29 protein-coding genes are annotated in these 25,395 nt (G+C 69.2%); 11 read left to right on the top strand and 18 right to left on the bottom strand.

What is annotated here, in order from left to right; all coding sequences use genetic code 11:
• Positions 1-22: 22 nt before the first annotated feature.
• Genes ACQU6B_RS04610 through ACQU6B_RS04600 form a run of 3 tightly spaced genes read right to left on the bottom strand, consistent with a single transcriptional unit; the run spans position 23 to position 3,371 of the window.
• Positions 23-859: a transglutaminase family protein gene (locus ACQU6B_RS04610; protein WP_430868873.1), complete on the bottom strand. Its 837-nt coding sequence runs from the start codon at positions 857-859 to the stop codon at positions 23-25.
• A complete protein-coding gene (locus ACQU6B_RS04605; protein WP_430868872.1) occupies positions 856-1,779 on the bottom strand; it encodes an alpha-E domain-containing protein in 924 nt (307 codons plus the stop codon). Before ACQU6B_RS04605 ends, ACQU6B_RS04610 begins: the two co-directional genes overlap by 4 nt.
• The gene (locus tag ACQU6B_RS04600; RefSeq protein ID WP_430868871.1) at positions 1,779-3,371 is read right to left on the bottom strand and encodes a circularly permuted type 2 ATP-grasp protein; all 1,593 of its coding nucleotides are present in this window, start codon (positions 3,369-3,371) and stop codon (positions 1,779-1,781) included. The genes ACQU6B_RS04605 and ACQU6B_RS04600 overlap by 1 nt, the downstream gene beginning before the upstream one ends.
• Before the next feature lie 135 nt (positions 3,372-3,506).
• Here ACQU6B_RS04600 and ACQU6B_RS04595 point away from each other — a divergent pair, with 135 nt between their 5' ends.
• The 4 genes from ACQU6B_RS04595 (at position 3,507) to ACQU6B_RS04580 (ending at position 5,747) form a co-directional block, all read left to right on the top strand.
• Entirely contained in the window at positions 3,507-4,004 is a 498-nt protein-coding gene (locus ACQU6B_RS04595) for a MogA/MoaB family molybdenum cofactor biosynthesis protein (protein ID WP_430868870.1), read from the top strand.
• On the top strand, positions 4,001-4,417 hold the full coding sequence (locus tag ACQU6B_RS04590; RefSeq protein ID WP_430868869.1) for a molybdenum cofactor biosynthesis protein MoaE: 417 nt from the start codon (positions 4,001-4,003) through the stop codon (positions 4,415-4,417). The genes ACQU6B_RS04595 and ACQU6B_RS04590 overlap by 4 nt, the downstream gene beginning before the upstream one ends.
• Positions 4,414-5,415: a GTP 3',8-cyclase MoaA gene (gene moaA, locus ACQU6B_RS04585; RefSeq protein WP_430868868.1), complete on the top strand. Its 1,002-nt coding sequence runs from the start codon at positions 4,414-4,416 to the stop codon at positions 5,413-5,415. Before ACQU6B_RS04590 ends, moaA begins: the two co-directional genes overlap by 4 nt.
• 92 nt (positions 5,416-5,507) lie before the next feature.
• Positions 5,508-5,747 (top strand): hypothetical protein, encoded by a 240-nt coding sequence (locus ACQU6B_RS04580; RefSeq protein WP_430868867.1) that lies wholly within the window; start codon positions 5,508-5,510, stop codon positions 5,745-5,747.
• A 313-nt stretch (positions 5,748-6,060) separates the two neighbouring features.
• On the opposite strand, the gene ACQU6B_RS04575 is transcribed toward ACQU6B_RS04580, so the two are convergent.
• Entirely contained in the window at positions 6,061-6,447 is a 387-nt protein-coding gene (locus ACQU6B_RS04575; protein WP_430868866.1) for a hypothetical protein, read from the bottom strand.
• A 209-nt stretch (positions 6,448-6,656) separates the two neighbouring features.
• Between ACQU6B_RS04575 and ACQU6B_RS04570 the strand changes: the two genes are divergently transcribed.
• Positions 6,657-7,295, top strand: a complete 639-nt coding sequence (locus ACQU6B_RS04570) for a hypothetical protein (protein WP_430868865.1) — start codon at positions 6,657-6,659, stop codon at positions 7,293-7,295.
• A gap of 38 nt (positions 7,296-7,333) precedes the next feature.
• Here the strand turns inward: ACQU6B_RS04570 and ACQU6B_RS04565 are convergent, their stop codons facing one another.
• Positions 7,334-7,702, bottom strand: coding sequence for a VOC family protein (locus tag ACQU6B_RS04565; RefSeq protein WP_430868864.1), 369 nt, complete (start codon positions 7,700-7,702; stop codon positions 7,334-7,336).
• A gap of 63 nt (positions 7,703-7,765) precedes the next feature.
• On the opposite strand from ACQU6B_RS04565, the gene ACQU6B_RS04560 reads away from it, so the two are divergent.
• From ACQU6B_RS04560 to ACQU6B_RS04535, 6 genes are all read left to right on the top strand, one after another.
• A complete protein-coding gene (locus tag ACQU6B_RS04560; RefSeq protein WP_430868863.1) occupies positions 7,766-8,218 on the top strand; it encodes a MarR family winged helix-turn-helix transcriptional regulator in 453 nt (150 codons plus the stop codon).
• 61 nt (positions 8,219-8,279) lie between these two features.
• A complete protein-coding gene (locus ACQU6B_RS04555) occupies positions 8,280-8,690 on the top strand; it encodes a TOBE domain-containing protein (protein WP_430868862.1) in 411 nt (136 codons plus the stop codon).
• Complete coding sequence (modA, locus tag ACQU6B_RS04550) at positions 8,687-9,442, top strand: molybdate ABC transporter substrate-binding protein (RefSeq protein ID WP_430868861.1); 756 nt, start codon at positions 8,687-8,689, stop codon at positions 9,440-9,442. Before ACQU6B_RS04555 ends, modA begins: the two co-directional genes overlap by 4 nt.
• On the top strand, positions 9,439-10,302 hold the full coding sequence (locus ACQU6B_RS04545) for an ABC transporter permease (protein ID WP_430868860.1): 864 nt from the start codon (positions 9,439-9,441) through the stop codon (positions 10,300-10,302). The genes modA and ACQU6B_RS04545 overlap by 4 nt, the downstream gene beginning before the upstream one ends.
• Positions 10,299-11,414: a sulfate/molybdate ABC transporter ATP-binding protein gene (locus tag ACQU6B_RS04540; protein WP_430868859.1), complete on the top strand. Its 1,116-nt coding sequence runs from the start codon at positions 10,299-10,301 to the stop codon at positions 11,412-11,414. The genes ACQU6B_RS04545 and ACQU6B_RS04540 overlap by 4 nt, the downstream gene beginning before the upstream one ends.
• A 59-nt stretch (positions 11,415-11,473) precedes the next feature.
• The gene (locus ACQU6B_RS04535; protein ID WP_430868858.1) at positions 11,474-12,001 is read left to right on the top strand and encodes a GNAT family N-acetyltransferase; all 528 of its coding nucleotides are present in this window, start codon (positions 11,474-11,476) and stop codon (positions 11,999-12,001) included.
• 14 nt (positions 12,002-12,015) lie between these two features.
• Here ACQU6B_RS04535 and ACQU6B_RS04530 read toward each other — a convergent pair whose 3' ends face one another.
• From ACQU6B_RS04530 to ACQU6B_RS04470, 13 genes are read right to left on the bottom strand one after another with little or no spacing between them, the layout of a single operon-like run.
• On the bottom strand, positions 12,016-12,252 hold the full coding sequence (locus tag ACQU6B_RS04530; RefSeq protein WP_430868857.1) for a MoaD/ThiS family protein: 237 nt from the start codon (positions 12,250-12,252) through the stop codon (positions 12,016-12,018).
• Positions 12,252-12,515 carry a DUF6457 domain-containing protein gene (locus ACQU6B_RS04525; protein WP_430868856.1) on the bottom strand — a complete coding sequence of 88 codons (264 nt, stop codon included), beginning with the start codon at positions 12,513-12,515 and terminating at the stop codon, positions 12,252-12,254. Before ACQU6B_RS04525 ends, ACQU6B_RS04530 begins: the two co-directional genes overlap by 1 nt.
• A complete protein-coding gene (gene mobA, locus ACQU6B_RS04520) occupies positions 12,512-13,174 on the bottom strand; it encodes a molybdenum cofactor guanylyltransferase (RefSeq protein ID WP_430868855.1) in 663 nt (220 codons plus the stop codon). Before mobA ends, ACQU6B_RS04525 begins: the two co-directional genes overlap by 4 nt.
• Positions 13,171-13,602, bottom strand: coding sequence for a cyclic pyranopterin monophosphate synthase MoaC (moaC, locus tag ACQU6B_RS04515; protein ID WP_430869209.1), 432 nt, complete (start codon positions 13,600-13,602; stop codon positions 13,171-13,173). The genes mobA and moaC overlap by 4 nt, the downstream gene beginning before the upstream one ends.
• 54 nt (positions 13,603-13,656) lie before the next feature.
• Entirely contained in the window at positions 13,657-14,880 is a 1,224-nt protein-coding gene (locus ACQU6B_RS04510; RefSeq protein WP_430868854.1) for a molybdopterin molybdotransferase MoeA, read from the bottom strand.
• A complete protein-coding gene (locus ACQU6B_RS04505; RefSeq protein ID WP_430868853.1) occupies positions 14,873-15,631 on the bottom strand; it encodes a HesA/MoeB/ThiF family protein in 759 nt (252 codons plus the stop codon). The genes ACQU6B_RS04510 and ACQU6B_RS04505 overlap by 8 nt, the downstream gene beginning before the upstream one ends.
• Positions 15,621-16,343, bottom strand: a complete 723-nt coding sequence (locus ACQU6B_RS04500) for a sirohydrochlorin chelatase (protein ID WP_430868852.1) — start codon at positions 16,341-16,343, stop codon at positions 15,621-15,623. Before ACQU6B_RS04500 ends, ACQU6B_RS04505 begins: the two co-directional genes overlap by 11 nt.
• Positions 16,340-17,452, bottom strand: coding sequence for a uroporphyrinogen-III synthase (locus tag ACQU6B_RS04495; RefSeq protein WP_430868851.1), 1,113 nt, complete (start codon positions 17,450-17,452; stop codon positions 16,340-16,342). The genes ACQU6B_RS04500 and ACQU6B_RS04495 overlap by 4 nt, the downstream gene beginning before the upstream one ends.
• A gap of 11 nt (positions 17,453-17,463) precedes the next feature.
• Positions 17,464-18,681, bottom strand: coding sequence for a uroporphyrinogen-III C-methyltransferase (gene cobA / locus ACQU6B_RS04490; protein ID WP_430868850.1), 1,218 nt, complete (start codon positions 18,679-18,681; stop codon positions 17,464-17,466).
• Complete coding sequence (gene nirD / locus ACQU6B_RS04485; protein WP_430868849.1) at positions 18,678-19,082, bottom strand: nitrite reductase small subunit NirD; 405 nt, start codon at positions 19,080-19,082, stop codon at positions 18,678-18,680. Before nirD ends, cobA begins: the two co-directional genes overlap by 4 nt.
• Positions 19,079-21,670, bottom strand: coding sequence for a nitrite reductase large subunit NirB (gene nirB / locus ACQU6B_RS04480; protein ID WP_430868848.1), 2,592 nt, complete (start codon positions 21,668-21,670; stop codon positions 19,079-19,081). The genes nirD and nirB overlap by 4 nt, the downstream gene beginning before the upstream one ends.
• Positions 21,671-21,673: 3 nt before the next feature.
• Complete coding sequence (locus ACQU6B_RS04475; protein ID WP_430868847.1) at positions 21,674-23,188, bottom strand: FAD-dependent oxidoreductase; 1,515 nt, start codon at positions 23,186-23,188, stop codon at positions 21,674-21,676.
• On the bottom strand, positions 23,185-25,395 hold the full coding sequence (locus ACQU6B_RS04470; RefSeq protein ID WP_430868846.1) for a molybdopterin oxidoreductase family protein: 2,211 nt from the start codon (positions 25,393-25,395) through the stop codon (positions 23,185-23,187). The genes ACQU6B_RS04475 and ACQU6B_RS04470 overlap by 4 nt, the downstream gene beginning before the upstream one ends.

The following is a 25,395-nucleotide window of genomic DNA, read 5'->3' as shown; positions in this document are numbered from 1 at the left end:
CTCCCCGTCGCCGATGCGGCCGCTAGGAGACCGTTGTGACCTTCACCGTGACGTCCAGACCGGTGGTGTTCCCGGCGACGACGCCCGACAGCGGGCGTACGTCACGGTATTCACGGGCACGCGCCACGATCACGTGGTGGTCGCCCACCTCTGACGAGTTAGTGGGGTCGTAGCCGAACCAGTCGCCTCCCCACCACTCGACCCAGGCGTGGGACTCGCCGCTGACGGTCTCCCCTATACCCGCCTCGCGGTTGGGGTGGAGGTAGCCAGACACGTACCGGGCGGGAATCCCCACGGCCCGCAGCGCGCCGATGGCCAGGTGAGCGAAGTCCTGGCAGACCCCGGACCTCGCCGCCCACGCATCGGTCGCCGGGGTGTGCACGTTGGTGACCCCGGGAACGTAGTTGATCTGGTCGTGTAGGAAGTCGCAGATCTGGCGCGCGGCCTCGTCGGGCTCGGCCTTACCGGCCGCTTCCTGCGCGAAAGCGAGCAGCTCGTCCGTCGGCTGCGTCACCGGGGTCAGCGCGAGGTACTCGCACAGCAGGTCCTTGAAACGTGGGCCCTGAAGCGCACTCCAGTCTGCTCGCTCCTCGCGGTGAACCTGCGGCAGCACCTCCACGAGCGAGCGACTGGTCACTGTCAGCGACGAGTGCGGCTGCGTGACCTCGAACACCGTCACGTCGCTCTCCCAGTAGTCGCGGTAGGTCGACCGCCACGACACTGGCGAGATCTCCACATTGGAGTCGAGCACCCGCTGGCGCGGGAGCCACGCGGGCGTGAGGCGCGCCTCGTTGTACGAGGACACCACCGGCTCGGCGTACTGGAAAGCGGTCTTGTGTTCAATGCGCAGCGTCGTCACAATGCCTCCTGGCTCCACATGACCGTCGAGGCGGGCAGGAAGTAGCGGTCACGGATGAGGGTCGATGCGGTGGTGCAGGCTCGCTGCACCTCGCGCATCTGGGACGGCAGGTCGGCAAGGATGTCGCCCACGTCCGTGTATTCAAGGTTGGTGCGGGCGCGGCCCAGGGAAAGCCGGGCGCGGTCCGCGAGAATGCGGCTGGATCCCGCCCCGTCGATCTGCCCGAGGATGGTTTCCGCGCGGTCGAGGTTGTAGGCGATCGACCTGGGGAACAGCGGGTCGGTCAGGAGGAACTCCGCGGCGCGCTCCTCGGTCACCAGCGAGCGCACCGTGCGCAGGTACGCCTCGTGAGCCGAACAGGTGCGCAGCAGCGTGGTCCAGTTGGGCCCGGTGGTGCCCTCAAGATTGCGGGTCATCAGCAGTCGCGCGATCATGTCGGCGCGCTCCAGCGAGCGTCCCAGTTCCATGAAGTGCCACGCGTCGTCGCGCGAGGTGGTCGCGCTCGACAGGCCCCACACCACTGCGGCGCGCTCGCGAACCCAGACAAAGTATTCGTGGGGCCGGGACGCCTGCGACCAGCGCGGGAGCTGGTTGCGCGTCATGTTCAGGCTCTCCCACACCTCCGTGGAGATGACCTCACGGGCCCGGCGCGCATTCTCGCGGGCCGCTGACAGCGTGCCCGCGATGGAGGAGGAGCGGTCGCGGTCGAAGGCCAGCTGCTCGAGCACGTCGGATCGCGACACGGGCGCCTCGAACTCACAGTTCATGACAGCCAGAATCGAGGCGTTGGCGCTGGGCTCGTCGACCCACGGGTCCTCGAGCAGCACGTTGAGGTGCACGTCCAGCAGGCGGGCGGTGTTGTCCGCGCGCTCCACGTAGCGACCAATCCAGAACAAAGACTCAGCGATGCGGCTCAGCATTAGCTCTCACCGCCCTGTTGTTGTTGCTGCTGTTGTTGTTCCTGGCCCGCGGCGTAGTCCTCGGGGTGCGCGGCCTGGGGTACGGCTCCTAGGCCGGAGAAGTCCGCGTGCGCCTCGGCGGGAGGAGGAGCGGTGCCGCGGTGGCGGACGCCACCCAGCACCCAGGTGTCCTTGGAGCCGCCACCCTGGGAAGAGTTGACGATCAGCTGACCCTTGGCCATTGCCACGCGCGTGAGCCCGCCCGGGAGCACCCAGACATCGTCGCCGTCGTTGATAGCGAAGGGCCGCAGGTCCACGTGGCGCGGGTCGAGCCCGTCGTCGGTGAGCGTGGGCACCGTGGATAGCTGCACCACGGGCTGCGCGATCCAGCCGCGCGGGTCAGCCAGGATCTGCTTGCGAACCGCCTCAAGCTCTGCCTTGGAAACCTTGGGGCCGATGGTCACGCCCTTGCCTCCCGCGCCATCGACCGGCTTCACCACCAGCTCGTGGAGTCGGTCCATGACCTCCTCGCGAGCCTCCGGCTCCTCGAGGCGCCAGGTATCGACGTTGGGAAGGATGGGCTCCTCGCTGAGGTAGTAGCGAGTGAGGTCGGGCATGTACGTGTAGATGAGCTTGTCGTCCGCGACGCCGTTGCCCACCGCGTTGGCGATGGTGACGTTGCCAAGACGCGCGGCGTGAATGATCCCCGGCGCGCCAAGGGTCGAGTCCGGGCGGAAGGCGATGGGGTCCAGGTAGTCGTCGTCGATGCGTCGGTAGATGACGTCGACGCGCCGGCGTCCCGCCGTGGTGCGCATGTACACCCGCCCGTTGTGGGTCTCAAGGTCGCGGCCCTCGACGAGCTCAACGCCCATGGTGCGCGCGAGCAACGAGTGCTCGTAATAGGCGGAGTTGAACACGCCCGGCGTGAGCACCACGATGGTGGGGTCGTCGACGTCCTCGGGTGCCGCCTTCGCGAGTGCGGACCTCAGACGCTGCGAGTACTCCAACACTGGACGCACGCCCATGGCGCCGAACATGTCGGGGAACATCTGCGACATGGCCCGACGGTTGGACAGCACGTAGCTGACGCCCGAGGGCACCCGCACGTTGTCCTCTAGGACTCGCCAGATGCCGTGCTCGTCGCGCACCAGGTCGATTCCCGACACGTGCACGCGCACGCCGTTCGCGGGGTCCACGCCGGCGACGGAGCGGTAAAAATACTGTGACGACGCGATCAGCTTGCGCGGGATGACGCCGTCCGTGACGCAGTGCTGAGAGCCGTAGACGTCCGCGAGGAACGCCTCGAGCGTCCTGACTCGCTGCGACACACCGGGGTCGATGATGTCCCACTCATCCGCGCCGATCACTCGCGGCACGATGTCCAGCGGGAAGGGGCGCTCCTCGCCGGCGTGATCGAACGTGACACCCTGCGCCAGGTACGTGCTCGCGAGCGCCTCGGCTCGGGCAAAAAGGTCGTCGCCCGACATGCGGTCGATCTCCGCGTAGACGCGGGCGTAGGGTTCGCGCACCTTGCCCTTGACATCGACTGCTTCGTCCCAAGCTGCGGCTGGCGTGTACCCCGTCCACGGGGTATGCGGCGATTCTGACGTCATTGCACCACACTAACGCCACGGGGTTTCAATCTCGTGACCGCGCGGTTTCAAGGTTCAACTTCGGCGCGTCCCGGATAGATGGGTGCGGCTAGCGCGGACAACCCACCCACTCGTCACAACTCGTAGACTGCGTATATGACAAACGAACTTAACGATGTCCTGTGCGCCGTTATCACTGTGTCTGACCGTGCGTCGCGAGGCGAGCGCGTGGACACCAGCGGCAAAGTCATTGCCGAAGCCCTGAAGGACGCGGGTGCCGAAGTAGAGCACAGCGTGGTGGCCGATGGTGTGGACACGGTGCTCAACGCGCTGCGGGCCTCCACCAGCACCGGCGCGCGCGTCGTGATCACCACCGGCGGCACGGGCATTGCGCCCCGCGACTTCACTCCGGAGGCCACGGCGAGCATCATCGCGCGCCCCATTCCCGGCATCCCTGAACTCCTGCGCAGGGTCAGCGGCGTGTCCGTCCCCACCGCAGCACTCTCGCGTGGAATCGCCGGCGTCACCGGCGGCCCGATCACCGCGATCGTCATCAACCTGCCGGGCTCACTCGACTCCGCGACCGCCGGAATCCACACCCTGCTGCCGTTGCTGCCGCATATGATCGCGCAGCTGGACGGCGAGGACCATTGATTTCACTCGCGCGCGTCACCGCCGACCCGCTGTCCCTCGACGAGCACGTCAGTGCAGTCGCGGGCTCGAGTCGCGGGGCAATCGCGACGTTCATCGGGACGGTGCGTGATCACGACCCCTCGGTCGAAGGCGAGGTGACTCACCTGGACTACACCGCCCATCCCGATGCGCAGGCGACCATCGAGCGAATCGCCGGGGAGACCTGCACCGGCGACGTCTCCGCCGCCGTGACCCACCGCATCGGCCTCCTGGGAGTGGGCGACGCCGCGATCGTGGCCGCCGTCTCCAGCGCCCACCGCGCGGAGGCGTTCGACACCTGCCGACTACTTGTGGAGCGGATCAAGGCCGAGCTGCCCGTGTGGAAGCGCGAAATTCTGGCCGACGGCTCACAGACCTGGGTAGGTATCTCATGACCACCGGCGCACTCCTGGACCGCTTTGGCCGCGAACACCGCGACCTGCGCATCAGCCTCACCGACCGCTGCTCGCTGCGCTGCACGTACTGCATGCCGGCGGAGGGCGTGCCGTGGCTCAAGGCTGACACGATGCTCACCACCGATGAGCTGGTGCGCGTGGCGCGCGTCGGGGTCGAGATGGGCATCAGCGAGATCCGCCTGACCGGCGGGGAGCCCCTGCTGCGCCCCGACGTGGTGGACGTCGTGGAGCGCATGGCCAACCTTGAGGGGCCCAACGGTCGCCCCGAGGTGTCGCTGACCACCAACGGCCTGCGCCTGCCCGGGCTGTCCGCCAAGCTGCGCGACGCCGGCCTCGCCCGCGTCAACGTGTCGCTGGACACCTTGCGCCGCGAACGCTTCACCGAGCTCACGCGCCGCGACCGCATCACCGACGTGTTCGCCGGACTTGCTGCGGCCGATGCGGCGGGCCTGTCCCCCATCAAGATCAATGCCGTCGCGATGCGCGGCGTGAACGACGACGAGATCGTGGAGCTCACGCAGTTCTGCGTGGACCACGGGTACCAGATGCGGTTCATCGAGCAGATGCCGCTGGACGCCGGGCACACGTGGGACCGCAACGAGATGGTGACGGGCGAGGAAATCCTGGCCCAGCTCACCGGGCACTACACGCTCACCGAGCGCGGCGACCGCGGCGCCGCACCAGCTCAGGTGTGGGACATCGACGGCGGACCAGCCTCGGTGGGCGTCATCGCCTCCGTCACGGCGCCGTTCTGCGGAACCTGCGACCGCGTGCGCCTCACCGCCGACGGCCAGCTACGCGCCTGCCTGTTCGCGCGCAAGGAGTCGGACATCCGGGCCCTGGTGCGCGACGGCTCGGACGACGAGGCCATCGCCGCCGCAATCACCGCCTGCCTGCAGCTCAAGCAGCCCGGCCACGACATCGACGACCCGGCTTTCCTACAGCCCGACCGTCCCATGAGCGCAATCGGCGGCTAATTTGAGTCCTCGGTCTTCAGTCAAGGCGGTGTGCACAGCAGGACCCCGTTGAGAGCGAGCGTGTCCGCGAAGGTCGCCGTACGATGTTGAGCATGACGTACCAGGGAGTCACGCCACAGACGGCGCCACAGCGTACCTCGAGTTCAGCGATCATCGGCCTGGTCTTCGCGTTGCTCGGCATCATCCCGCTCGGCCTCGCGTTCTCGATAGGCGGGCTTCTCCAGACTAGCGGCGGGGATCGGAGTGGCCGAGGAATTGCGATCGCGGGGTTGTCTATCACTGTCGTGCAGATCGCGCTCTTGCTGTCGTGGTATTTCTTTATCCGGGCCTAGCGCCGACTTATCGCGCTGGCTCGAACATGCGCGCGCATCCCCGCATTGCCGCGGTCTCCGTATCTGATGTACATGGAATTGTGAGACCTTCGACAGTGGCGTCTGTATACCGGATTTCGTCCATTACTCATGTCTTGAACTGTTTGAGCAACGGTGCCCACGAAGAATGTCAGAGTCCGCCAGACTGGCTGGATTGACGACAGGCCGGGTCTGGAGTCAGTCGTGTAGTCGTTGGCCCGAGCGCACCTCGTGCCGATCGCGCGCGGGAGTGGGGGCATCGGAGAGGTGTTCCCTTTTGGAGAGCTGGTGTCGCCTAACCCGCCGATAACGGCTCTGGGCACATGTCACCATTCGCGGTGATGGCGAGAGTTCCGTCCGATTCGGCCGAGAGGTCTGCCATCGTCAGTTCATTGCTGACACTGACCCTCGAAATGGCTTCCGCGGAATCAACTACGCGCGATGCAACCAAATCGACGGAGACGACATCGCTCCCATTGACGCTAAACACCCGGGAGTCCCCAGTCGCGATCTCCATATCATCATGGGTTTCCCAGTCAACGCGAGTGTCGTATACGCCGAACTGAAGATCCTCGACGCAGTCATTTGTCACCCGAATTTCGGTGCCACCAGAGGCGCAACTCGAGAGCAAGAAGACCCCCACCATCGCCGCTAGACCTTTGACAACCGTCGCGTGATTCATCCCCACCCCCGTCTTTGTACACGCTATACGGAGAAAGGCCCGGGAGCACTGAATAGTCGTCATATTGACGAGTCGTTTCTTTTTAGAGCGTCGGTAAGCGCCGCCCTCTTGACTGCCAATGCGCCAGAGCGCAGCCGTAGATACGGCCTGGCTAAGCAATACTGAGGGCTCCGACGGCTATGGAGCGTCCGGTTGCTCAGGGGGAAAACATGAAGTGGCCCGAGACTGACAGAGACCTCTCAACGGTGGGGAGTATCGCCGAGCGCGAACACGCCGCCGTGGCGCGAATCTTCCTTCCGGTGCCCGGCGCCAGCGGCCCCACCTCGTGGTCTTCGATCGCCGCCGATGCCGGCATCGAGCTCGCTGCCCAGACACCCTGGTCGGAATTAGCCGAAACGGGACTACCCAATGCACGCGGCCTTCAGTCCCCATACGGGGAGGTCGACGAGTCGGTGGTCAAGGTCCTCACGCAACTACTGCCTGCCCACACGGAGAGCCGCGAACTGTATGCCGTGCTGAGTCCCATGCGCGACGACGCAGTTCCGGCGGGTTTCGACTTCACTCGCATCCCTTGGTCGGACGGTAGGACCCGCTGGCACGACGGGCACCACCTAATCGCTCGCATCGGCTTCGAGGATCTGCACCTCTTCACCGAGCAAGAGAATCGACAGTTCCCCGTCGCATTGATCCCAGGCGACCTGGGCTTTATGGTCGGTTGCGCCGCCTACTCCGACTCGCTGATCGTGAGCGGGAGCAACGACCTCGTGCGCGATCTGGCGGCGACGGATCTCGAGTGGCTGCCCACCACGCGTAGCGCACCCCTTCCAGTCGAGTACCTGCCGCAGTAGCCCTGCAACCGCTATGCGCTCCCGTTGCCTGTCGAGTATCAGCCGCGGTCGTGGAGGGTGACGTGGTAGCCGTTGGGGTCGGCGAAGGTGAACGTTCGGCCAAAGGGTCCATCGATCGGTGCCGCGACGATGCCGTGTCCGTCTGCGACCAGGGCGTCGTGAATAGCCTGCACCTCAGTGGCGTGCAGCCAGATCGCGACGCCAATTCCCGGCTGAGATACGGACGCCAGATCCGTGCCTTCGATGACCGAGCGGAGCGCGAAGGCGATCGGCTTGGTCTCGAACACCACGGCGTGTGGCGGTCCGGCCTGCGAGCGGACCAGCCCTAGGTAGTTCTCGTAGAACGCCTGCGAGGCGTCGAGGTCCAGCACTTGAAGTGAGATGAAATCGGGTCCGGTAACTGGCATGGTGATGCTCCTTACGTCTATGTCAGTTTGCTGACACGGATCAATATATGTCAGAATACTGACATGGGTCAAGACGGAACCGGCATCAACTTGGAGACCTCCCTGGGCTACGCCCTCAAGGAGGCTTCGAGCGCGCTACGCGCCGCCATGGTCGAGGAATTGCGACCGCTCGGCATGACCGTGACGCACTACTCCTGCCTCGAGCTACTCGCCCAGCGCCCGGGCCTGTCCAACTCGGAACTCGCGCGGGGCGTGTTCGTGACCCGACAGTCAATGAACGTGCTGCTCCAAACGCTGGAGCGCGACGGTCACGTCACCCGGCCCGAGTCGGCGCCCGTCGGGAAGGTGCTTCCCACGCGTCTCACCCCTCGCGGCAAGGCACTGCTGGACAAGGCGACCGCCGCGGTCCGGCAAGTGGAGGTTCGCATGCTGGCTGGGCTGACCGAGGACGAGCAGTCCGACGCTTTCCGCATGCTGCAGACCATGGCGCACTCGCTGCGCAGCGACGCCTCCTAATTGAGCCCGGGGCGCCTCCCCCGCTTGGCTTCTCCGCAGATGCGTCGCTAATCTGTTCTTTATGCCGCACTTACGGATTTCCGAAGCCGCCCGTCTCGTCGGGGTGAGCGATGACACCATGCGCCGTTGGATCGACGCCGATTCGCTGCCCACCGTCAAGGACGAGTCCGGCCGGGCGCTAATTGACGGAGCACACGTGGCCCGCCTCGCCCACGACCACGCCGTCGCCCCCAGCGACACCAGCGGCGTGGCCCGGTCCGCTCGCAATCAGTTCGTCGGGATCGTCACCGCAGTCACCGCCGACACCGTGATGGCGCAGGTCGAGCTGCAATGCGGACCCCACCGGGTGGTCTCCCTCATGAGCTCCGAGGCCGTGCGGGAGCTGGGCCTGGAGGTCGGCACGGTGGCCGTCGCGGTGGTCAAGGCCACCACCGTCATCATCGAGACGGCAGAGGCCAAGGCGCGCTCGTGAAGCGAGTCGTCCCGGCAGCGATGGCGATCTGCGCGTTGGCCGGCTGGTCGCTGACCGGCTGCACGGCGGAAGCGAACTCCCCCGTGGAAACCGTGACCGTCTTCGCCGCGTCCTCCCTCACCGACACATTCACGCAGATCGCCGACGACTACGAGGCCGAGCACCCCGGCGTGAGCATCCGCCTTTCCTTCGCGGGCTCGTCAGATCTCGCCACGCAGATAGTCGAGGGCGCTCCTGCGGACGTCTTCGCCTCCGCCGACCAGGCCCAGATGCAGGGCGTCGCCGATTCGGGCCTCACCGCCGCGGCGCCCGTCACCTTCGCGACCAACGTGCCCGCCATCGCGGTTCCGCCGGACAACCCCGCGGGCATCGAGACCTTCGCGGACCTCGCCAACCCCGCCGTCGCCACCGTGGCGTGTGCACCGCAGGTCCCGTGCGGCGTGGCGGAGCAGAAGCTCGAACAAGCCACGGGGATCCACATCGCGCCCGTCAGCGAGGAGTCCTCGGTCACCGACGTGCTGGGCAAGGTGACCACCGGCCAGGCCGATGCGGGAGTCGTCTACGTCACCGACGTCGTGCGGGCCGGGGCGGCCGTCCTAGGTGTCACCATCGCGGGCGCCGACGTCGCCACCACCTCCTACCCGATTGCCGCGCTCGCCGGCTCGAGCCCCGCCGCGCAGGACTTCGTCGACTATGTCGCGGGGGCCAGTGCCGCAGTGGTGCTGACGAGCGCAGGATTCGGGACACCATGACGCTCGCACCGTCGGACTCCTCGCGCTCCGCCGCCGGGACGCGTCGCTCCTCGCCCTCGCCCTCGCCCTCGCCAACGGCGGGCTACGTGCCGCCGTGGTTGCCGCCCGTCGCCGCCGTGGGCGCGCTGCTCATCCTGATCCCGCTGGTCGCGATGGCGACCAGGGTTGATTGGGCGAACTTTGGTTCCCTGGTGACCTCGGACAGCGCCGTCGCGGCCCTCGCGCTCTCGCTGCGCACGTCCCTCGTCGCGACGCTGCTGTGCATCCTGCTCGGGGTGCCGATGGCCATGGTGTTGGCTCGCGTCGAGTTTCCCCTCAAGACGCTCGCCCGCACGCTGGTGCTGGTGCCGTTGGTCCTTCCCCCGGTGGTGGGAGGGCTCGCCCTGCTCTACGCGTTCGGCAAGCGCGGACTCCTGGGCGGCACGCTGGAGGTCCTAGGAATAGACATCGCCTTCTCCACCGCGGCCGTGGTGCTGGCGCAGACGTTCGTGGCGCTACCCTTCATGGTGCTCACGCTCGAATCGGCGCTGCGCGGGCGTGGCGCCGGATACGAGGGTGTCGCCTCCGCGCTGGGTGCGCGGCGCGGGTACGCGTTTCGCCACGTCACCCTGCCGCTGATGTGGCCCGCGCTCATCGCGGGGACGGTGCTGTGCTTCGCGAGGGCGCTCGGCGAGTTTGGAGCCACCTTGACCTTCGCGGGGAGCCTTGAGGGCGTCACCCGGACCGTGCCGCTGGAGATCTACCTCCAGCGCGAGGTGGACCCCGATGCCGCCGTGGCGCTGTCCCTGCTGCTAATAGTGATCGCGCTCGCCATCGTCGGGTTCGCCTACCGGCGCCCCGGCCGCCGGAGCGCCCGATGAAGCTCACCGCCTCCGCCACCATCAAGGCACGCGGCCTGGACGCGCACCTCGCCGTCGAGGCGGGGCGCACGCTGGCGCTGCTGGGCCCCAATGGGTCCGGAAAGTCCTCGCTGCTCGGCGTGCTGGCCGGCCTGCTGCGACCCGACGCCGGCAGCGCGCGGCTGGATGGTGGCGAGCTGTTCGAGCTCTCCCCCACCTCCGCCCGGTGGCCCCGCCCGGACGCGCGACCCATCGGCCTGCTTGGACAAGACCCGATGCTGTTCCCCCACCTGAGCGCGCTCGACAACGTGGCCTTCCCCTTGCGTGCGGCAGGCGCGACCCGATCCGTCGCCCGCGAGTCCGCATTGTCGTGGCTGCGCGCGGTGGGAGCAGAGTCCCTCGCACTGTCGCGGCCGGCAGCCCTCTCCGGCGGACAGGCACAGCGTGTGGCGATCGCCCGCGCCCTCGCCGCTGAGCCCGCCGTCCTGCTGCTGGACGAGCCCCTGGCCGCGCTCGATGTGGATGCGGCCGTGACTATCCGCGCTCTCCTCGCGACCGTGCTGCGGGGCCGCACCGCCATCCTCGCCACCCACAACGTGGTTGACGCGTCGATGCTCGCGGACGACATCGCCGTGCTGCACGACGGCGGGATCGTCGAGACCGGACCCACCCGCGACGTCCTGGCTCGGCCTCAGCACCCGTTCACGGCCCGCATGGCCGGGCGCGGGCTAGTCCGCGGCGTGCGCACCGCGACCGGCCTCCGACTGCCCGACGGAACCGAACTCGCGGGCTCCGCCTTCGTCGGGCGCGCACTGCCCGACGGAACCACGCCGCCATCGGCCTCGCCAGCCCATGCCACGCCGGGCACGGACGCACTGCTGACGGTGAGGCCCGCGGCCGTGCGGGTTGTGCCGCCGTCCCCGGAAGGAAGGCCTACCGCGCCCAACACCATGACCGCGACCGTCACGGCCGTCGAGGCCCACGCGGAGTCGCTGCGAATCTGGGCGGGAGGGCTGATCGCGGATCTGGACCTCGAAGTGGTCCGCGATGGAGCCCCGAGCATCGGCGAGACGGTCACCCTGCACGTGGACCCGGCGGAGGCCGTCGTGTACCTCTCGGCACTTGACCACTAGGCCCCGCCCTTCGCAGCATGCGCTAGCCGTTTGTCAGCGCCACATGCTTCACTCGGGTGATGACGACGAGCAACCCTCCAGCTATCGAGATTTACCCCTACTCGGCGGCCGACCTCGATCTGCTGCGTCGCGCCAACACGCCCGAACTCATGGACCAGATGGGCGGTGTAGAGGACGACGCCGGGGTCCTGCGACGTCACGAGCGCTACCTGCGGCTTCCCGCGATCAACCAGGGCCAGCAGTTCCGCGTCACCATCCCGGGCCACCCCGAGGGAGTGGGGATGGTCGGGTTCTGGACCCCCGATCCGCAGGTCCCCGACGAGCTGGAATGCGGCTGGTCAGTCGAGGCAGGTTTTCGCGGGCGGGCAATCGCGCCGTCAGCCGCCATCGCGTTGATCGACTGGCTGCGCGAGCGTGGCCACACCGGCGTGCTGCGCGCGTTTCCGAGCGTGACCAACGGGGCATCCAACGCCGTGTGCCAGAAGGCGGGCTTCACGTTGGTGGGCACCACGACCGACCCGGCGGTTGGCGCGGGTGAGACAGTGCTCAACGACTGGGTCTATCCACTCGCCGCGGGCCTCGATTAGCGGCACTGGCGGGCCTAGCCCCCGGCGAACGGCGGCAGCACGTCCAGCATCGAGCCGTCCGCGATGACCTCGTCGGGCCCCACCCTGCGCCCCTCCACCATCAGCGCGCACTGGCGCCACACGCGGGCAAACTCGTCGCCGCCGGTTTCGATCAGCTGCTCGCCGATCTGGCTGGTCGTGCCCGACGGCACAGACGTCTCCTCGCAACCTGCGGCCTCCGCCGCAGCGGCGAACAGCCTCACGGTCACCATCAGCCGGGCATCTCTTCAGTCCACGCCAGCGCGAGGGCGCTGGTCTTGCGCGATGCCTCGGCCACGGCATCGACGCCGCCGCCGTTGAGCGCAGCGGCGTAACCCACCAGGAAGGTCGCGAGCGGGGCCGCGGGTCGGGTCACCGAGTGGGCGGCGTCGCGCGCGACGTCAAGCAGCCCCTGGACATCGACCTCGTCGAGGTCGACCCCGAGTTCGACGGACAGCGCCGCCACCCAGGATTCGAGTTGTGCGGGTGAAGTCATGATTCCTCCCCAAGCCTGCTGGGCCATGGTCGCGCACCCCAACGGTCCGCGTCCTGCCAAGTATCGATGTCGTCGCTCACACCGTGCAATCCGAGCACCGGCGCCATCACCAGTTCGTACGTCAGGTCGCTCATCGACGCGCCCGTCAGCTGCGGCAGCGCCTTCACCGCGTGCATCAGTGACTGAGCGCGATACACGGCCAGCAGGGGCTGGTGACGGCCGATGTCGTCGACCACCCACGCGCCGTCGACGGTGCGGCCGTCCATGGTCGAGTCCTCGTCCTCGCTGACGCGCGCCGTCGCCGCCTCGACGAGCGCCTGGACGGCATCGGCCGCATTGGGCATGTCGCACGCGAGGCACAGGATCAGGTCCTCCGGGTCGAAGCCGTCCGCGTCGCCCACCAAGGACGCGAGTGATTCCAGTCCCGCCGCCACGCCGGCCGCGGGCCCACCGCCGGGCGGATCCTCGCTCGTGACGAGGATGCCGTCGCGCGCCAAGGAGTCCGGGCCCACGACAACCACCGGCGACGCCTGAACCGCCGCGCAGGCGGCCAGCGTCAGGTCAAGCAGGGTGTCCTCGCCCACAATCAGGTCCGGCTTGGACGCGCCGCCCAGCCTGCGCGCGTTCCCGCCTGCAAGAACTATCGCTGAGAGTGTCATGCGTCGCGGCTCCAGTCCCCGGACTTTCCCCCGGTCTTGGCCACCAGCTCGATGCGCCCGATGGAGGTGCCCTTGTCCAGCCCCTTGACCATGTCCACGACATTGAGCGCGGCCACGCTGACGGCGGTGAGCGCCTCCATCTCCACGCCCGTGCGGTCCGCGGTGCGCGCCGTGGCCTCAATCGCGACGCCCGCGTCGACCACCTCGAGGTCGACCACGACCCCGTGCACGCCGATGACGTGCGCCAGTGGCAGCAGGTCGGGGGTCTTCTTGGCTCCCGCGATGCCCGCGATCCGCGCGACGGCGAGCACGTCACCCTTGGGCACCGAGCCGTCCCTCAGCGCGGCGACCACGTGCGGCGCGCACTCGACGAACCCGCGCGCCGTCGCGCTGCGGATGGTGGGCTGCTTGTTGGTCACGTCGACCATGCGGGCGTGTCCCGCCGAGTCCAAATGCGTAAAGTTCGACACGGTTCTTGCCTCTCAACCAGAAAATCTTATGAGTTCAACGGTATCGCGCTCGGCGACCGCGTCGACCTCCGCGGGGACCACCGCGAGCGCCTCGGCCAGCGCGAGGCTGGCGACCAGGTGCGAGCCGGAGCCGCCTACGGTGGCGGGCACCACGGTGCCGTCCGCCAGGAATCGCACCGGCATGTACTGCTGACGTGCGAGAGGCGTGGTCCAGCCGAGAGCGACGGTGACGCTTTCACGCGGCCGATGCGGCGGCAGCCCCCGCAGCACCCGCAGCATGGGAGCGACGATCACCTCGAAGGACACGAGCGACGACACGGGGTTGCCCGGCAGGCACGCGATGGGGGTGGAGCCCACCGACCCGAGTCCCTGCGGCTTGCCCGGCTGCATCGCGACCTGCACGAACTCGACGCCGCGCTGCGCCAGCGCGCCCTTGACCACGTCGTACACGCCAGCGCTGACCCCGCCGGAGGTGACGATCAGGTCGGCCTCGACAGATTCCAGCGCGTCGTGCAGCGCCTGGGCGGTGTCCCCCACGCGCGTGAGCACCAGCGGGGTGCCGCCCGCGCGGCGAACGCTCGCGGCGAGGACCACCGAGTTCGAGTCGTAGATCTGGCCGGCGCGCAGCGCCTGGCCCGGCGCCACCAGCTCGTCTCCGGTGGCGAGGATCGCGACCACCGGGCGGGGAATCACCCGCAGGCGGGCCGCTCCCACGCTCGCGGCCGCCGCCAACTGCGAAGGGCCCAGCAGCACGCCGGCCTCCATGACTACCTGGCCCTCGACGACGTCCGTGCCTCGTCTCCGGATGTGGGTGCGTCCTGCCGGCGCTGAGAAGATCCGCACCGCGGCGCCGTCCGCGTCGACGGGCTCGAACATCTGGAAACTCGCGGAGGTGGCCTCCACCGGGACCACGAGGTCCGCGCCGGACGGCAACGGGGCGCCCGTCATGATGCGTACCGCCGTGCCGGGCGTGACGGTGGGGGTAGATTCCGACCCCGCGACGCTCTCTCCGGCCACGCGCAGCGTCACCGGGGTGTCCGCGGTCGCGCCGTCGACGTCCGCCATCAATACCGCGAAGCCGTCCATCGCGGAGTTATCAAACGGGGGCGAGTCGACCCGGGCGGTCACCGGCTCGGCCAGCACGAGGCCCAGGGCCTCAGCGAGCGGCAACTCCGTCGCGGGAAGCGTGGAGACCAGCGCGACGGCCGCGGCGACGTGATCGTCGACGCTACGCATTGTCGCTGCCCACGTCGCGCTGTCCCGCACCTACCGGAAGTGACCTCCACTGACCCGACCGTCCGTCCAGGACTTCGATGCGCCCCTCGAGGGAGGAGCCTGCGCCGCTCGCGAGCTTGATGGCCTCGGTGGCCATCGCCGTGGCGACCTGGCCGCACACGGTGCCCATGACGGGGCCGTTGTCGCACACGTCCAGGTCCAGCTCGGGCTCGGCGGGGAACGCGTCCCGCAGGCGTACTCGCGCACCGAAGGCGGTGACCTGGCCGTGCCATCCCTGGACGGCGCCCCACGCGACCGGGATGCCCAGGCGGGCCGTCGCGTCGTCGATCAGGAGCCGCGCGTGAAAGGTGTCCGTGGCGTCGAGCACCACGTCGTGGCCCGCCAGGGTGGCCTCGGCATCGGCCGCGCTCAGGCGGACAAAAACGGCGGTCACGCGACAAAGCGGGGCGATGGCGGCGAGGCGGCGCTTGGCGGCGTCGACCTTGCGCTCGCCCACATCGTCAGGCCCAAAGAGCACCTGCCGGTGCAGGTTGGTGACGGAGACGGTGTCGGAGTCGATCAGGGTGATGCGCCCCACACCCGCGGCCGCGAGATACAGCGCGGCGGGACACCCGAGCCCGCCGACCCCCACGATCGCCACCGACGCATCGGCTAGCGCGCGTTGACCGGCCTCACCGAACCCCGCGAGCGTGCGCTGCCGCACAAAAGGATCTACCTCTGTCGCGGCTGGGGTGACTCGGTCAGGCTCCACTCGCCTCACGATACCTGTCGGCGATGATTTCCAGGAGCAGCGGGTGCGGCGCGAGCGGGCCGGTGAAGTGGTCGGCGCCCGCCGCCTCGATGCGCCCCTGGAAGAAACCCGGAGAAAGCAGGAATGATGCCACGGCAACCTCCATGTCCTCGCCGTAGGCGCGCGCGGCCTCGACGGCCTCCGCGACGCTGGGCTTGATGCCCGCGGCGTAGCCGACGCGCACCGGTCCGCCCCAGTGCACCCGCAGCATGTCCGCGGCGGCCTCGGTGTCCGCCTGCGAGCGCGGGTCCGACGAGCCGGCGGCGGCCAGGACCAACGTGGCCGTCGCGGGGATGCCCGCCGCGGCGACGCGCTCGAGCACAATGTCGATGAGGCGCTCGTCGGGGCCGAGCGCGGGAGCGGCGACGACGTCGGGGCGGTCCTCGATGGCCCGGGCGATGTCCACGTACACGTGATAGCCGCCGCCCAGCAGCAGCGGGATAACGACGGCGGCGAGCGCATCCTCGTCGGCGTCCTCGCTCGACTCGATCTGAGCGACCACCTGGTCAACCTTGGGGTCCTGCACGTCCACGTAGGCCTCGCTCACCTCGACTCCCAGGTGCTCGCGGACCGCGTCGAGCAGGTCCCGGATCACCTGCTGACCGGCCGGCTCCCTGGTGCCGTGGGCGCACCCGATGAGCACCGGGGAGTTGGGGGCATCTTCGCTGGTCATGACGTCACTCCTAACGCGTAGCCTCGCTTCACGACTGTCCTGACGATTTCCTTGCCGCCCGCGTTCTCGCGGAGGCGGTTAATGGCGGCCTCGACCGCGTGCGGCCCCGCCTGCGCGCCGGGCAGGAGCGCCGCGAGCTGGTCGCGCGTCAGCACGTCCCCCTCTGCGTCCGCGAGCGCCCGCAGAATATCCAGCCCAGTGGGCGTCAGCGGCAGGATACGCCCGTCGAGTACGGCGGCGGTCGCGCGCATGACCAGCACGCCGCTCGCGGTGCTGATCCCCGCGGAGTTCTCCGAGTAGTGGCGCACGAGTTCGCGAATGAGCGCGCCGAGGCGCCACCGGTCCGGGTAGCAGACCTTGATGCCGGCGTCCTCCAACGGCGCGGCAGTGACGGGCCCGACCGCCGCCATCACCAGCGACCTGTCCGCGGTGCGACGCACCACGTCGTCGACCACACCGAGCTCGCGCGCCGTGGTCAGCCACTCCTGCGCGCCCGGCGCCGACGTGAACAGGACTGCGTCCGCCCCGCCATCGGCCGCCCGCTGAACCCACTCGCGATGCACTTGAGGGTCGACCGGCGGGCCCCATCCGTAAACCACCAGGCTGCGCACGTGCGCGCCCGCGCCGGTGAAGGCCTCGTCGAGTCCGTCGGAGCCGTTGCCGTGGTGCTGGACCGCGATGCGCAGGCCGGCGACTCCCTCCGCCAGGAGGTAGTCGCGCAGCTCCGCGGCCGTCTCCGTCTCCGCTACCCAGTCGGCCTCAAGACCGGCGGCCTGGATCGCGCCCCTGGCCTTGGGCCCGCGGGCCACTAAACGCGCGCCTCGCAGGCAGGCCAGCAGGTCCTCCGCGAGCCCAGCGGCGTCGGCAGCCTCCACCCAGCCACGGAAGCCGATGCCGGTGGTCGCCACGACCACGTGCGGAGGCTCGGCGATCAGGGCCCTGGTGTCCGCGATCAGTTGTTCGTCGTCGAGATGAGGGACGGTACTCAGCGCGGCCGCGTGCTGAACAGTCGCGCCGCGACGCTCAAGGGCCGACGCCAGCTCGCGCTTACGCCGGTCGGCCGTGATCACCATGACGCAACCCGCGAGCGGTTCACCAACAACAGTCACGCTGGGCTCCTCTACGTTGGGGTACCGGCAATGGGCGATGCCAGTAAGCCTGGCCGTGCCACCTCTCCGATGACGATAACGGCTGGAGGTTTCACCCCCGTTTCGGACGCGATTCGGGCAATATCCTCTAGCGGGCCACGCGTGACACGCTCGTGGACGGTCGTCCCGCTCTCGATCACCGCCACCGGCGTTGTGGCGTCCACCCCCGCGGCTATCGCGGCGGAAGCAATACCGGGCAGCGCCGTCACGCCCATCAGCACCAGGACCGTCGCGCCGGCGAGCATGGCGGCAATCGCGGCGGGCTCGGCGCCCGCGTGCCCAGTGGTGATCAGCACCGAGGCGGCGACCCCGCGTTGGGTCACCGGTATCCCGACTGACGCGGGCACGGACAGCGCCGAGGTGATGCCTGGCACCACCTCGTATTCCACGCCCGCACTCAGGCAGGCGTTGACCTCCTCGCCTCCGCGGCCAAACACAAACGGGTCGCCGCCCTTAAGGCGAACCACGGTCTTGCCCTCCAGCGCGCGCTCCACCAGCAGCTTGTTGATCTCGGCCTGCGGCACGGGGTGGTTGTCGGGAGACTTGCCCACGTTGACCACCTCGACGCCGTACGGCAGCGTCGACAGAATCGCAGTCGATCCGAGCCTGTCGGAGACCACCACGTCCGCCTCGGACAGCGCCTGGCGACCGCGAATGGTGAGCAGGCCCGCATCCCCCGGCCCGGAGCCGACGAGGATGACGCGCCCAGTGCCGGGGCGTCGTCGCCGGAGGTCGACCTCGCCGCCGTCGACCACGGCCGCGATCGCGTCCCGGACGGCGCGCACCCGCGCGGGGTCAGGCGACTCCAGCGATATGACGCCGATGCCCAGGTCTCCGTGCACTGACGTCGCCGCCGCGCGGGCTGAGCCCAGCGACGCATCGGACGCGTTGATGCACCAGACGCGCAGCTCTGCGGCACGGGCCGCGAGGCGGGCGTTGACGTCCGCGTCATTGGTCGCGAGCAGCGCGAACCAGGCGCCGTCGAGGTCAGCCTCCTCCACCTCGCGGCGTCGCCATTCGAGGTCGTGGTGGCTGGCCAGCCTCTCGATGTCCTCGGACACCTCGGGCGCGATGACCACCACGTCCGCGCCCTCCGACAGGAAGCGCCGCAGGCGACGGGTGGCGACCTTGCCTCCGCCCGCCACCACGACACGCTTGCCGCGCAAATCGAGTCCAAAGAGTGAGGTCACTCGCCACCTGCCAGGTTGATGTACACCTGGCCATTGTCCTGGGTGACGGCGTAAGTAGCCAAGTTGGCCTCGTTGCCCGGCTTGGGCTCCTTGTCCATGGTGGCGAGGCACTCCCCCGTCAGCAGCGAATACACCTGCTTGTAGATGGGAGAGGCGATCGTGGGGATCGACCCCCTCGAGCCGGTGATGCCGCGCGACATCACCGAGGCGCCGGAGAAGGGGTCGAGGTTTTGAACGGCGTACAGCGAGCCGTCGTCCAGCAGGAACAGCGCCACCTGCGCGTCGCCCACCAGCGCGGCCACGCCGAGTTCGGGGGTCAGCTGGCTGACAGCGCAGACGTGCACCGCGGCTGCCGCGGGCGTGAGGGCGCTGACCTCGGCCGTCCGAGTAGGACTAGTCATGAGCGAACCTCCAGTGTGGTCGGTGCGATGAGCACGGGCGAGGACCTGCGCTCCTCGGCAGTGGCGGGGCGGCGCTGGCCGCGCTCGGGCACGTACGCGAGCGTGGAGTCGGGCTGGTCGGGCGCGTTGATGAAGGAGCTGAACTGCTGCAGCCGCTCGGGGTCCCCGAGCACGGCCTTCCACTCGTCCTCGTAGGTGTCGACGTGGCGGTCCATGTGCGCGTCCAGGTCGGCGCAGATTCCCAGGGAGTCGTCGACGATCACCGCGCGAATCGCGTCGAGCCCGCCCTCGTACTCCTGCTGCCACGGCGCGGTGCGCTGCAGCCGGTCGGCGGTCCTGATGTAGAGCATCACGTACCGGTCGATCAGCTTGAACACGGTCGCATCGTCGATGTCCTCGGCGAGCAGCTGCGCGTGCACCGGCGTGAAGCCGCCGTTGCCGCCCACGTAGAGGTTCCACCCGTTGTCGGTGGCGATCACGCCGATGTCCTTGCCGCGAGCCTCCGCGCACTCCCGGGCGCATCCCGAGACGCCCATCTTGAACTTGTGGGGGCTGCGCAGCCCGCGATACCGCAGCTCCAGCGCGATGGCCATGGTCGTGGAGTCTTGGACCCCGTAGCGGCACCACGATGATCCCACGCAGGACTTCACGGTGCGCAGCGACTTTCCGTAGGCCTGCCCCGACTCCATGCCAGCGTCCACCAGGCGGCGCCAGATCTGCGGCAGCTGCTCGAGGCGGGCGCCGAACATGTCGATCCGCTGGCCGCCGGTGATCTTGGTGTACAGGTCGTAGTCCTTGGCGATCTGGCCGATCAGGATGAGGTGCTCGGGCAGGATCTCGCCGCCAGGCACCCGCGGCACCACGGAGTAGGTGCCGTCCTTCTGCATGTTGGCCATGACGCGGTCGTTGGTGTCCTGCAGCGCCGCCCGATCCTGCGACAGCACGTGTTCGTTGTGAAGCGAGGACAAGACCGATGCGACGGTGGGCTTGCAGACGTCGCAGCCGCGCCCCGTGCCGAACCGGTCGATGATCGCGGAGAAGGTGCGCAGGTCGCTGACCTGAATCGCGTCGAAGAGTTGCGCCCGCGAGAACTCGAAGTGTTCGCACAGCGCGTTGGAGATCTCGATGCCGGACTTCTCGAGTTCGGCGCCGACGAGCTTCTTCACGAGCGGCAGGCACGAGCCGCACGACGTCCCAGCCTTGGTGCAGGCCTTGACGGACGCGATGTCGGTGCATGCGTGCTCCGTGACCGCGGCGCGCACCGTCCCGGCGGTGACGTTGTTGCACGAGCAGACGTTGGCGGCGTCAGGCAGGTCAACGTTGGGACGCTCGATCGCGCCCTCGGGCAGCAGCCAGCCGGCCGGGTCGCCGCCCAGCTCGCTGCCCACCATGGGGCGCAGCGACGAGTAGGCCGAGGCGTCGCCCACCAGCACTCCGCCCAGCAGCGTGCGCGCATCGTCCGTGAGAACCAGCTTCTTGTAGACGCCGGCGACGGGGTCCGCGTAGACCAGTTCGAGCGCGCCCGGCGTGGTGGCGTGGGCGTCGCCGAATGAAGCGACGTCCACCCCGAGCAGTTTCAGCTTCGCGGCGGTGTCCGCCCCCGGGTACTGCGACGCCCCTCCCAGGAGCCGGTCGACGGCGATCTCCGCCATGGTGTTACCAGGCGCGATGAGGCCGATGCAGGCCCCCTGGATGCACGCCACCTCGCCGATCGCGCTGATGGAGGGGTCTGCGGTGAGGCACGTGTCGTCGACGACGATGCCTCCGCGAGCGCCCATCTCGAGTCCCGCCTGCTGACCGAGTTCGTCGCGCGGGCGCACTCCGGTCGCGAAGACCACCACGTCGACCAACTGTTCCGCTCCGTCGGCGAACAGCAGGCGTCCCACGCGGCCCGTCTTGTTCGCCTTGATTGCCTTGGTCGCGGTGTTGACCATGACTTTGACGCCCAGGTTCTCCACGAGGCGGCGCAGCGCCGCTCCGCCGCCGGGGTCCACCTGCAGGTTCATGAGCCGATCGCCGGACTGGATGACGGTGCTGGTGGCGCCGAGCTCCTGGAGGGCGCCGGCGGCCTCGAGTCCCAGCAGCCCGCCGCCGATGACGGCGCCGCGCACGGGGCGGCCCTCCTCCTTGGCGCGCTGCTCGACGTAGATCCGCAGCGCGGCGACGTCGTCAATGGTCCGGTAGACAAAGACTCCGGGCAGGCCCGCGCCCTCGAGCGGAGGCGCCCAGGCGTAGGACCCCGTCGCCATGACCAGGTGGTCGTAGCCGTACGTCTGGCCGTCCTTGTCCGTCACGGTCTTGGCTTCGCGGTCGATCTCGGTGACGCGCGCGTCGCGGCGCAGCGTGACGAGCGGGTCCTCCCACAGGCCGCGATCGCCGAGCTCGAGGTCCTCGGGGTGGCGCCCCGTGAAGTAGCTGGTCAGCGCGACCCTGTCGTACGGGCGGCGGGGCTCCTCCGCGAGCACCGTGACCGCGTAGGTTCCGGCCTCGTCGCGCGCCCGCATCGCCTCCGTGAAGCGATGCGCGACCATGCCGCCGCCCACCACGACAATCCGCTGCGTCGTGCCGAGATCAGATGTTGCGCTCATGGGTTAGCCCTTCGTCCGCCCCGCGAGTGCGGGGATCTTGGTTGTCTCTGTCGATGCGCAGTGGTCCACGATTTCCCCGACCAGCGCGCGGCAGTCCCCGCACCCGGTCGAGGCTCGCGTGGCCTTGGCGACGTCCTCCGTGGTGACGCAACCCGCGCGCACGGAGGCGGCAATCGCGCCCCTGGTCACCGAGTTGCACTGACACACCGGGTGGTCGTCTGTCATGTCCTTCACCGCCACGGCGGCCGAGGCGACGGCGCCGGCCAGCGGGCGAATGATCAGGTGGGCGGGGTCGCTCGGCACGGGGATCATGCGGGTGTACATCGCGCTGAGCTCCGCGGCCGCCGCCTTGTCTCCCACCACCGTCGCGCCCACGAGCAGCCCGTGCGACACCACCACTTCCACGAAGCGGCCGATGGCGGGGTCGCTCATGCGCACCGCGCGCAGCTCGCGCTCGCCGTGGTCGAATTTTCCCGACAGGCCCATCGTGACGACGTCCAGACCCGGGGCCTTCACCCGCACCACGTTGGTCAGGTCCGCGTCAATCTCGTCAGTCTCCGCGCGTGAGGGCCGCGCGGCGGGTATCGATGCGGCGCCGACTTCAGCCGACCAGTATTCGACGAGGCGGGCCGCCTGCTCCCAGCCCTGCGCGACCAGACCGGTGCCACCCGCGGGGGGCTGCGCGCAGTCGCCGATAGCGAAGACGCGCGGGTCGGCGAGGGTCGCGAGGTCGTCCCCCACCATGATTCCGCGCTCGCAAGCCAGCCCAGCGTTGCGCGCGAGCGCCGACTCGGTGATGGTGCCCGCGCACATGACGAGCATGTCCGACAGCAGCTGGGTGCCGTTGTCGAGCTCGACCGCGCTCAGCACCCCGCGCCGCTCGGTGATGCGCGACACCGAGGCGTCGGTCACGACACTCACGCCGAGGCGACTCAGGGATCCCTCGGCAACCTTTGACGCGGCGTCGCCCAGCTGGCGTTCCATGAGGCGGCCGTGGTGGTGAACCAGGGTGACCGAGAGCCCCCGGGCCGCCAGGCCGGTCGCTACCTCGAGCCCGAGCACCCCCGCACCCAGGACAACCGCGCGGCGGGCACGCGGGATCTGCGCGACGATGCGCTCCGCATCGGCCAGATCCTTGAGCACCGAGACCCCGGGCACCAGGCCCCTGTCCGTGGCGATGCCGTGGATGTTGGGGATTCGAGCGGCGGAGCCGGTGGCGAACACCAGCCTGTCGTAGGAGTGCAGCGCGCCGGTGCTGTCCGTCACTAAACGCTTACCCCTGTCGACGGACACCGCGCTGACGGCCCGCAGCACCTCGACGTGCGGGTGTGGCTCGACGGGCAGCGACAGCATCGAGGCGGCGGACTTTCCCGCCACCACGCTCGACAGCAACACTCGGTTGTAGGGCGCCGCGTCCTCCTTACCCAGCACCGTGACCCGCGCATCGGGCCTGCGCGCCACGAGGTCGCCCGCGAAACGCGATCCCACCATGCCGTGACCCACCAGGAGCACCCTCATGAGGAGACCACCGGGTGGGGCGCACTGGCGGGGGCCACGGCCACCGCGGTGACCTTGAACTCCGGCATGCCAGAGATGGGGTCGGTCACGTCGTTGGTGAGGAGGTTTGCGCTGCCCTCGCCCGCCCAGTGGAACGGCATGAAGACCGTGTCGGGGCGTATGTCCTCGGTGACGCGGACTCGGGCCACCGCGCGTCCGCGGGCGGTGGTCAGGGCCGCGAAGTCGCCAGCAGTCAATCCCCTGCGCTCCGCCAGCAGCGGGTGGACCTCCACGAAGGGCTCCGGCTGGGCGGCGACGAGCTCGTCGACCCTGCGGGTCTGGGCCCCGGACTGGTAGTGCTGCAGCACGCGCCCGGTGACGAGGTAGGTGGGGGCGTCCGCGCGAAGGTCGTCGGCCGGAGGGTGGTGGTCCACCACGACCATGCGTGCGCGGCCGTCCGGAGTGTTGAACCGGTCCAGGAACACGCGCGGCGTGCCCCGCGCTGGTGTCCCGGAGGCCGTCGCCGGGCACGGCCAGTGCACGCCCGCGCCGCCGTTGTCGTCGCCGTCGTTGTCATCGCCGTCCAGCAGCGCGTAGGTGATGCCGCTGTAGTCCGCGGTGCCGCCCTTGGACGCGAGCGCGAGCTCCGCGAACGTCTCCTGGGCGTCCGCTGAGAAGCCCGTGGCGTATCCCAAGCGTGCGGCAAGCTCGCGCAGAATCCACAGCTCCGAGCGCACCCCGCCGGGCGCGTCAACTGCCTTGCGGCGACGGATGACGCGGCCCTCCAGGTTGGTCATGGTGCCCTCCTCCTCCGCCCACTGCGTGACGGGAAGGATCACATCCGCGAGCATGGCCGTCTCGGACGGAACCATGTCGCACACCACCAGGAAGTCGAGCCTGCCGAGCGCGTCGATGACCGTGCTCGCGTTGGGCGCGGACACCACCACGTTTGACCCGTGGACCAAGAGCGCCCTCGCGCCGGCGTCGGTGCCTAGCGCCTTCAGCATCGGCACTGCAGGGATGCCCGGGCCAGGCAAGTGACTTGCTGGGACGCCCCACACCCCCGCTACGTAGTCGCGGGCCGCGGGATCGGTGATCATCCGGTACCCCGGCAGCTGGTCCGCCTTCTGCCCGTGCTCGCGACCCCCCTGACCATTGCCCTGCCCCGTGACCGGGCCAAAGCCGGAGCCGACAACGCCCACCAGCCCCAAGGCAAGCGAGAGGTTGATCGCCGCGGTGACGCACGCGGTGCCCTGGGACATCTGTTCGATTCCGCGACCCGTCAGCACGTACGCGCCATTGCCGCCGTGAACGGGGGACGCCGCCGCAAGCAGCCGCGCCACGCGCCGGAGCTCGTCCGCGGGTATCCCGCACACCGCCTCCGCGCGCTCGGGCCACCACTGCGCCACCGAGCGCTTGACCGCCTCCCATCCCTGGACGCGGGACCTCAGGTAGTACAGGTCCGCGAGGTCCTCGGCAAAGATGATGTGGGTCAGGGCGAGCAGCACCACCATGTCGCTGCCCGGCACTGCGGCCAGGTGCACTCCCGCCCCGTCGCGGGCCAGGCGTGCCGTCACGCTCTCGCGTGGATCCACCACTACCAGCCCGCCGCGCTCGCGGCATCCCGCCAGGTGCTGGACGAAGGGCGGCATCGTCACGCCCATGTTGGAGCCAAGCACCAGCACGGCGTCGGCACCGCCGAGGTCAGCCAGCGGGAAGCCCAGGCCGCGATCCATGCCGAACGCCCGGTTGGAGGCGGCCGCCGCGGAGGACATGCAGAACCTACCGTTGTAGTCGATGAACGGGGTCTGCAGCACCACGCGCGCAAACTTCCCGAGCGCGTAGGCCTTCTCGTTGGTCAGCCCTCCCCCACCGAACACGGCCACCTTGTCCTTGCCGTGACGGTCCTGGATGTCGCGCAGCCGCGAACTGACAAGGTCGAGCGCCTCGTCCCAGCCAGCGGCGCGGAAGCCGCCATCGGCGGTGCGAATCATCGGCTCCGTGACGCGGTCGCTCGCGCTCAATACCTCCGCGGACGTCCAGCCCTTCTGGCACAAGCCGCCGCGATTGGTGGGAAAGTCGCGGCCCCTGACCTCCAGCGGGAGCGCGCCGCCGGGGGTTGGTGTCAGGGTCTGGGCGCACTGCAGCGCGCAGTACGGGCAGTGGCTCGCGACGGCGTGGCCCGCACCTGGCGCCGGGGCGGCCGTCGCGACCGTGGGGTCCTCCAT

Origin of the sequence: Demequina aurantiaca (assembly GCF_050598105.1) — a bacterium.
GTDB lineage: Bacteria > Actinomycetota > Actinomycetes > Actinomycetales > Demequinaceae > Demequina > Demequina aurantiaca_A.
Note: the sequence above shows the minus strand (reverse complement) of the source record. Positions and strands in the feature narration are given on the sequence as shown.

What these genes read in the sequence shown, in the direction of transcription:
- ACQU6B_RS04500 (WP_430868852.1), bottom strand. Translation starts at nt 16,343, where the DNA reads ATGACCAGCGAAGATGCCCCCAACTCCCCGGTGCTCATCGGGTGCGCC.
- ACQU6B_RS04605 (WP_430868872.1), bottom strand. Translation starts at nt 1,779, where the DNA reads ATGCTGAGCCGCATCGCTGAGTCTTTGTTCTGGATTGGTCGCTACGTG.
- ACQU6B_RS04540 (WP_430868859.1), top strand. Translation starts at nt 10,299, where the DNA reads ATGAAGCTCACCGCCTCCGCCACCATCAAGGCACGCGGCCTGGACGCG.
- ACQU6B_RS04570 (WP_430868865.1), top strand. Translation starts at nt 6,657, where the DNA reads ATGAAGTGGCCCGAGACTGACAGAGACCTCTCAACGGTGGGGAGTATC.
- ACQU6B_RS04565 (WP_430868864.1), bottom strand. Translation starts at nt 7,702, where the DNA reads ATGCCAGTTACCGGACCCGATTTCATCTCACTTCAAGTGCTGGACCTC.
- ACQU6B_RS04580 (WP_430868867.1), top strand. Translation starts at nt 5,508, where the DNA reads ATGACGTACCAGGGAGTCACGCCACAGACGGCGCCACAGCGTACCTCG.
- ACQU6B_RS04470 (WP_430868846.1), bottom strand. Translation starts at nt 25,395, where the DNA reads ATGGAGGACCCCACGGTCGCGACGGCCGCCCCGGCGCCAGGTGCGGGC.
- ACQU6B_RS04560 (WP_430868863.1), top strand. Translation starts at nt 7,766, where the DNA reads ATGGGTCAAGACGGAACCGGCATCAACTTGGAGACCTCCCTGGGCTAC.
- moaA (WP_430868868.1), top strand. Translation starts at nt 4,414, where the DNA reads ATGACCACCGGCGCACTCCTGGACCGCTTTGGCCGCGAACACCGCGAC.
- ACQU6B_RS04510 (WP_430868854.1), bottom strand. Translation starts at nt 14,880, where the DNA reads ATGCGTAGCGTCGACGATCACGTCGCCGCGGCCGTCGCGCTGGTCTCC.
- ACQU6B_RS04530 (WP_430868857.1), bottom strand. Translation starts at nt 12,252, where the DNA reads ATGGTGACCGTGAGGCTGTTCGCCGCTGCGGCGGAGGCCGCAGGTTGC.
- mobA (WP_430868855.1), bottom strand. Translation starts at nt 13,174, where the DNA reads ATGACACTCTCAGCGATAGTTCTTGCAGGCGGGAACGCGCGCAGGCTG.
- ACQU6B_RS04475 (WP_430868847.1), bottom strand. Translation starts at nt 23,188, where the DNA reads ATGAGGGTGCTCCTGGTGGGTCACGGCATGGTGGGATCGCGTTTCGCG.
- ACQU6B_RS04600 (WP_430868871.1), bottom strand. Translation starts at nt 3,371, where the DNA reads ATGACGTCAGAATCGCCGCATACCCCGTGGACGGGGTACACGCCAGCC.
- moaC (WP_430869209.1), bottom strand. Translation starts at nt 13,602, where the DNA reads ATGGTCGACGTGACCAACAAGCAGCCCACCATCCGCAGCGCGACGGCG.
- ACQU6B_RS04555 (WP_430868862.1), top strand. Translation starts at nt 8,280, where the DNA reads ATGCCGCACTTACGGATTTCCGAAGCCGCCCGTCTCGTCGGGGTGAGC.
- nirB (WP_430868848.1), bottom strand. Translation starts at nt 21,670, where the DNA reads ATGAGCGCAACATCTGATCTCGGCACGACGCAGCGGATTGTCGTGGTG.
- ACQU6B_RS04525 (WP_430868856.1), bottom strand. Translation starts at nt 12,515, where the DNA reads ATGACTTCACCCGCACAACTCGAATCCTGGGTGGCGGCGCTGTCCGTC.
- ACQU6B_RS04595 (WP_430868870.1), top strand. Translation starts at nt 3,507, where the DNA reads ATGACAAACGAACTTAACGATGTCCTGTGCGCCGTTATCACTGTGTCT.
- nirD (WP_430868849.1), bottom strand. Translation starts at nt 19,082, where the DNA reads ATGACTAGTCCTACTCGGACGGCCGAGGTCAGCGCCCTCACGCCCGCG.
- ACQU6B_RS04545 (WP_430868860.1), top strand. Translation starts at nt 9,439, where the DNA reads ATGACGCTCGCACCGTCGGACTCCTCGCGCTCCGCCGCCGGGACGCGT.
- ACQU6B_RS04535 (WP_430868858.1), top strand. Translation starts at nt 11,474, where the DNA reads ATGACGACGAGCAACCCTCCAGCTATCGAGATTTACCCCTACTCGGCG.
- ACQU6B_RS04575 (WP_430868866.1), bottom strand. Translation starts at nt 6,447, where the DNA reads ATGAATCACGCGACGGTTGTCAAAGGTCTAGCGGCGATGGTGGGGGTC.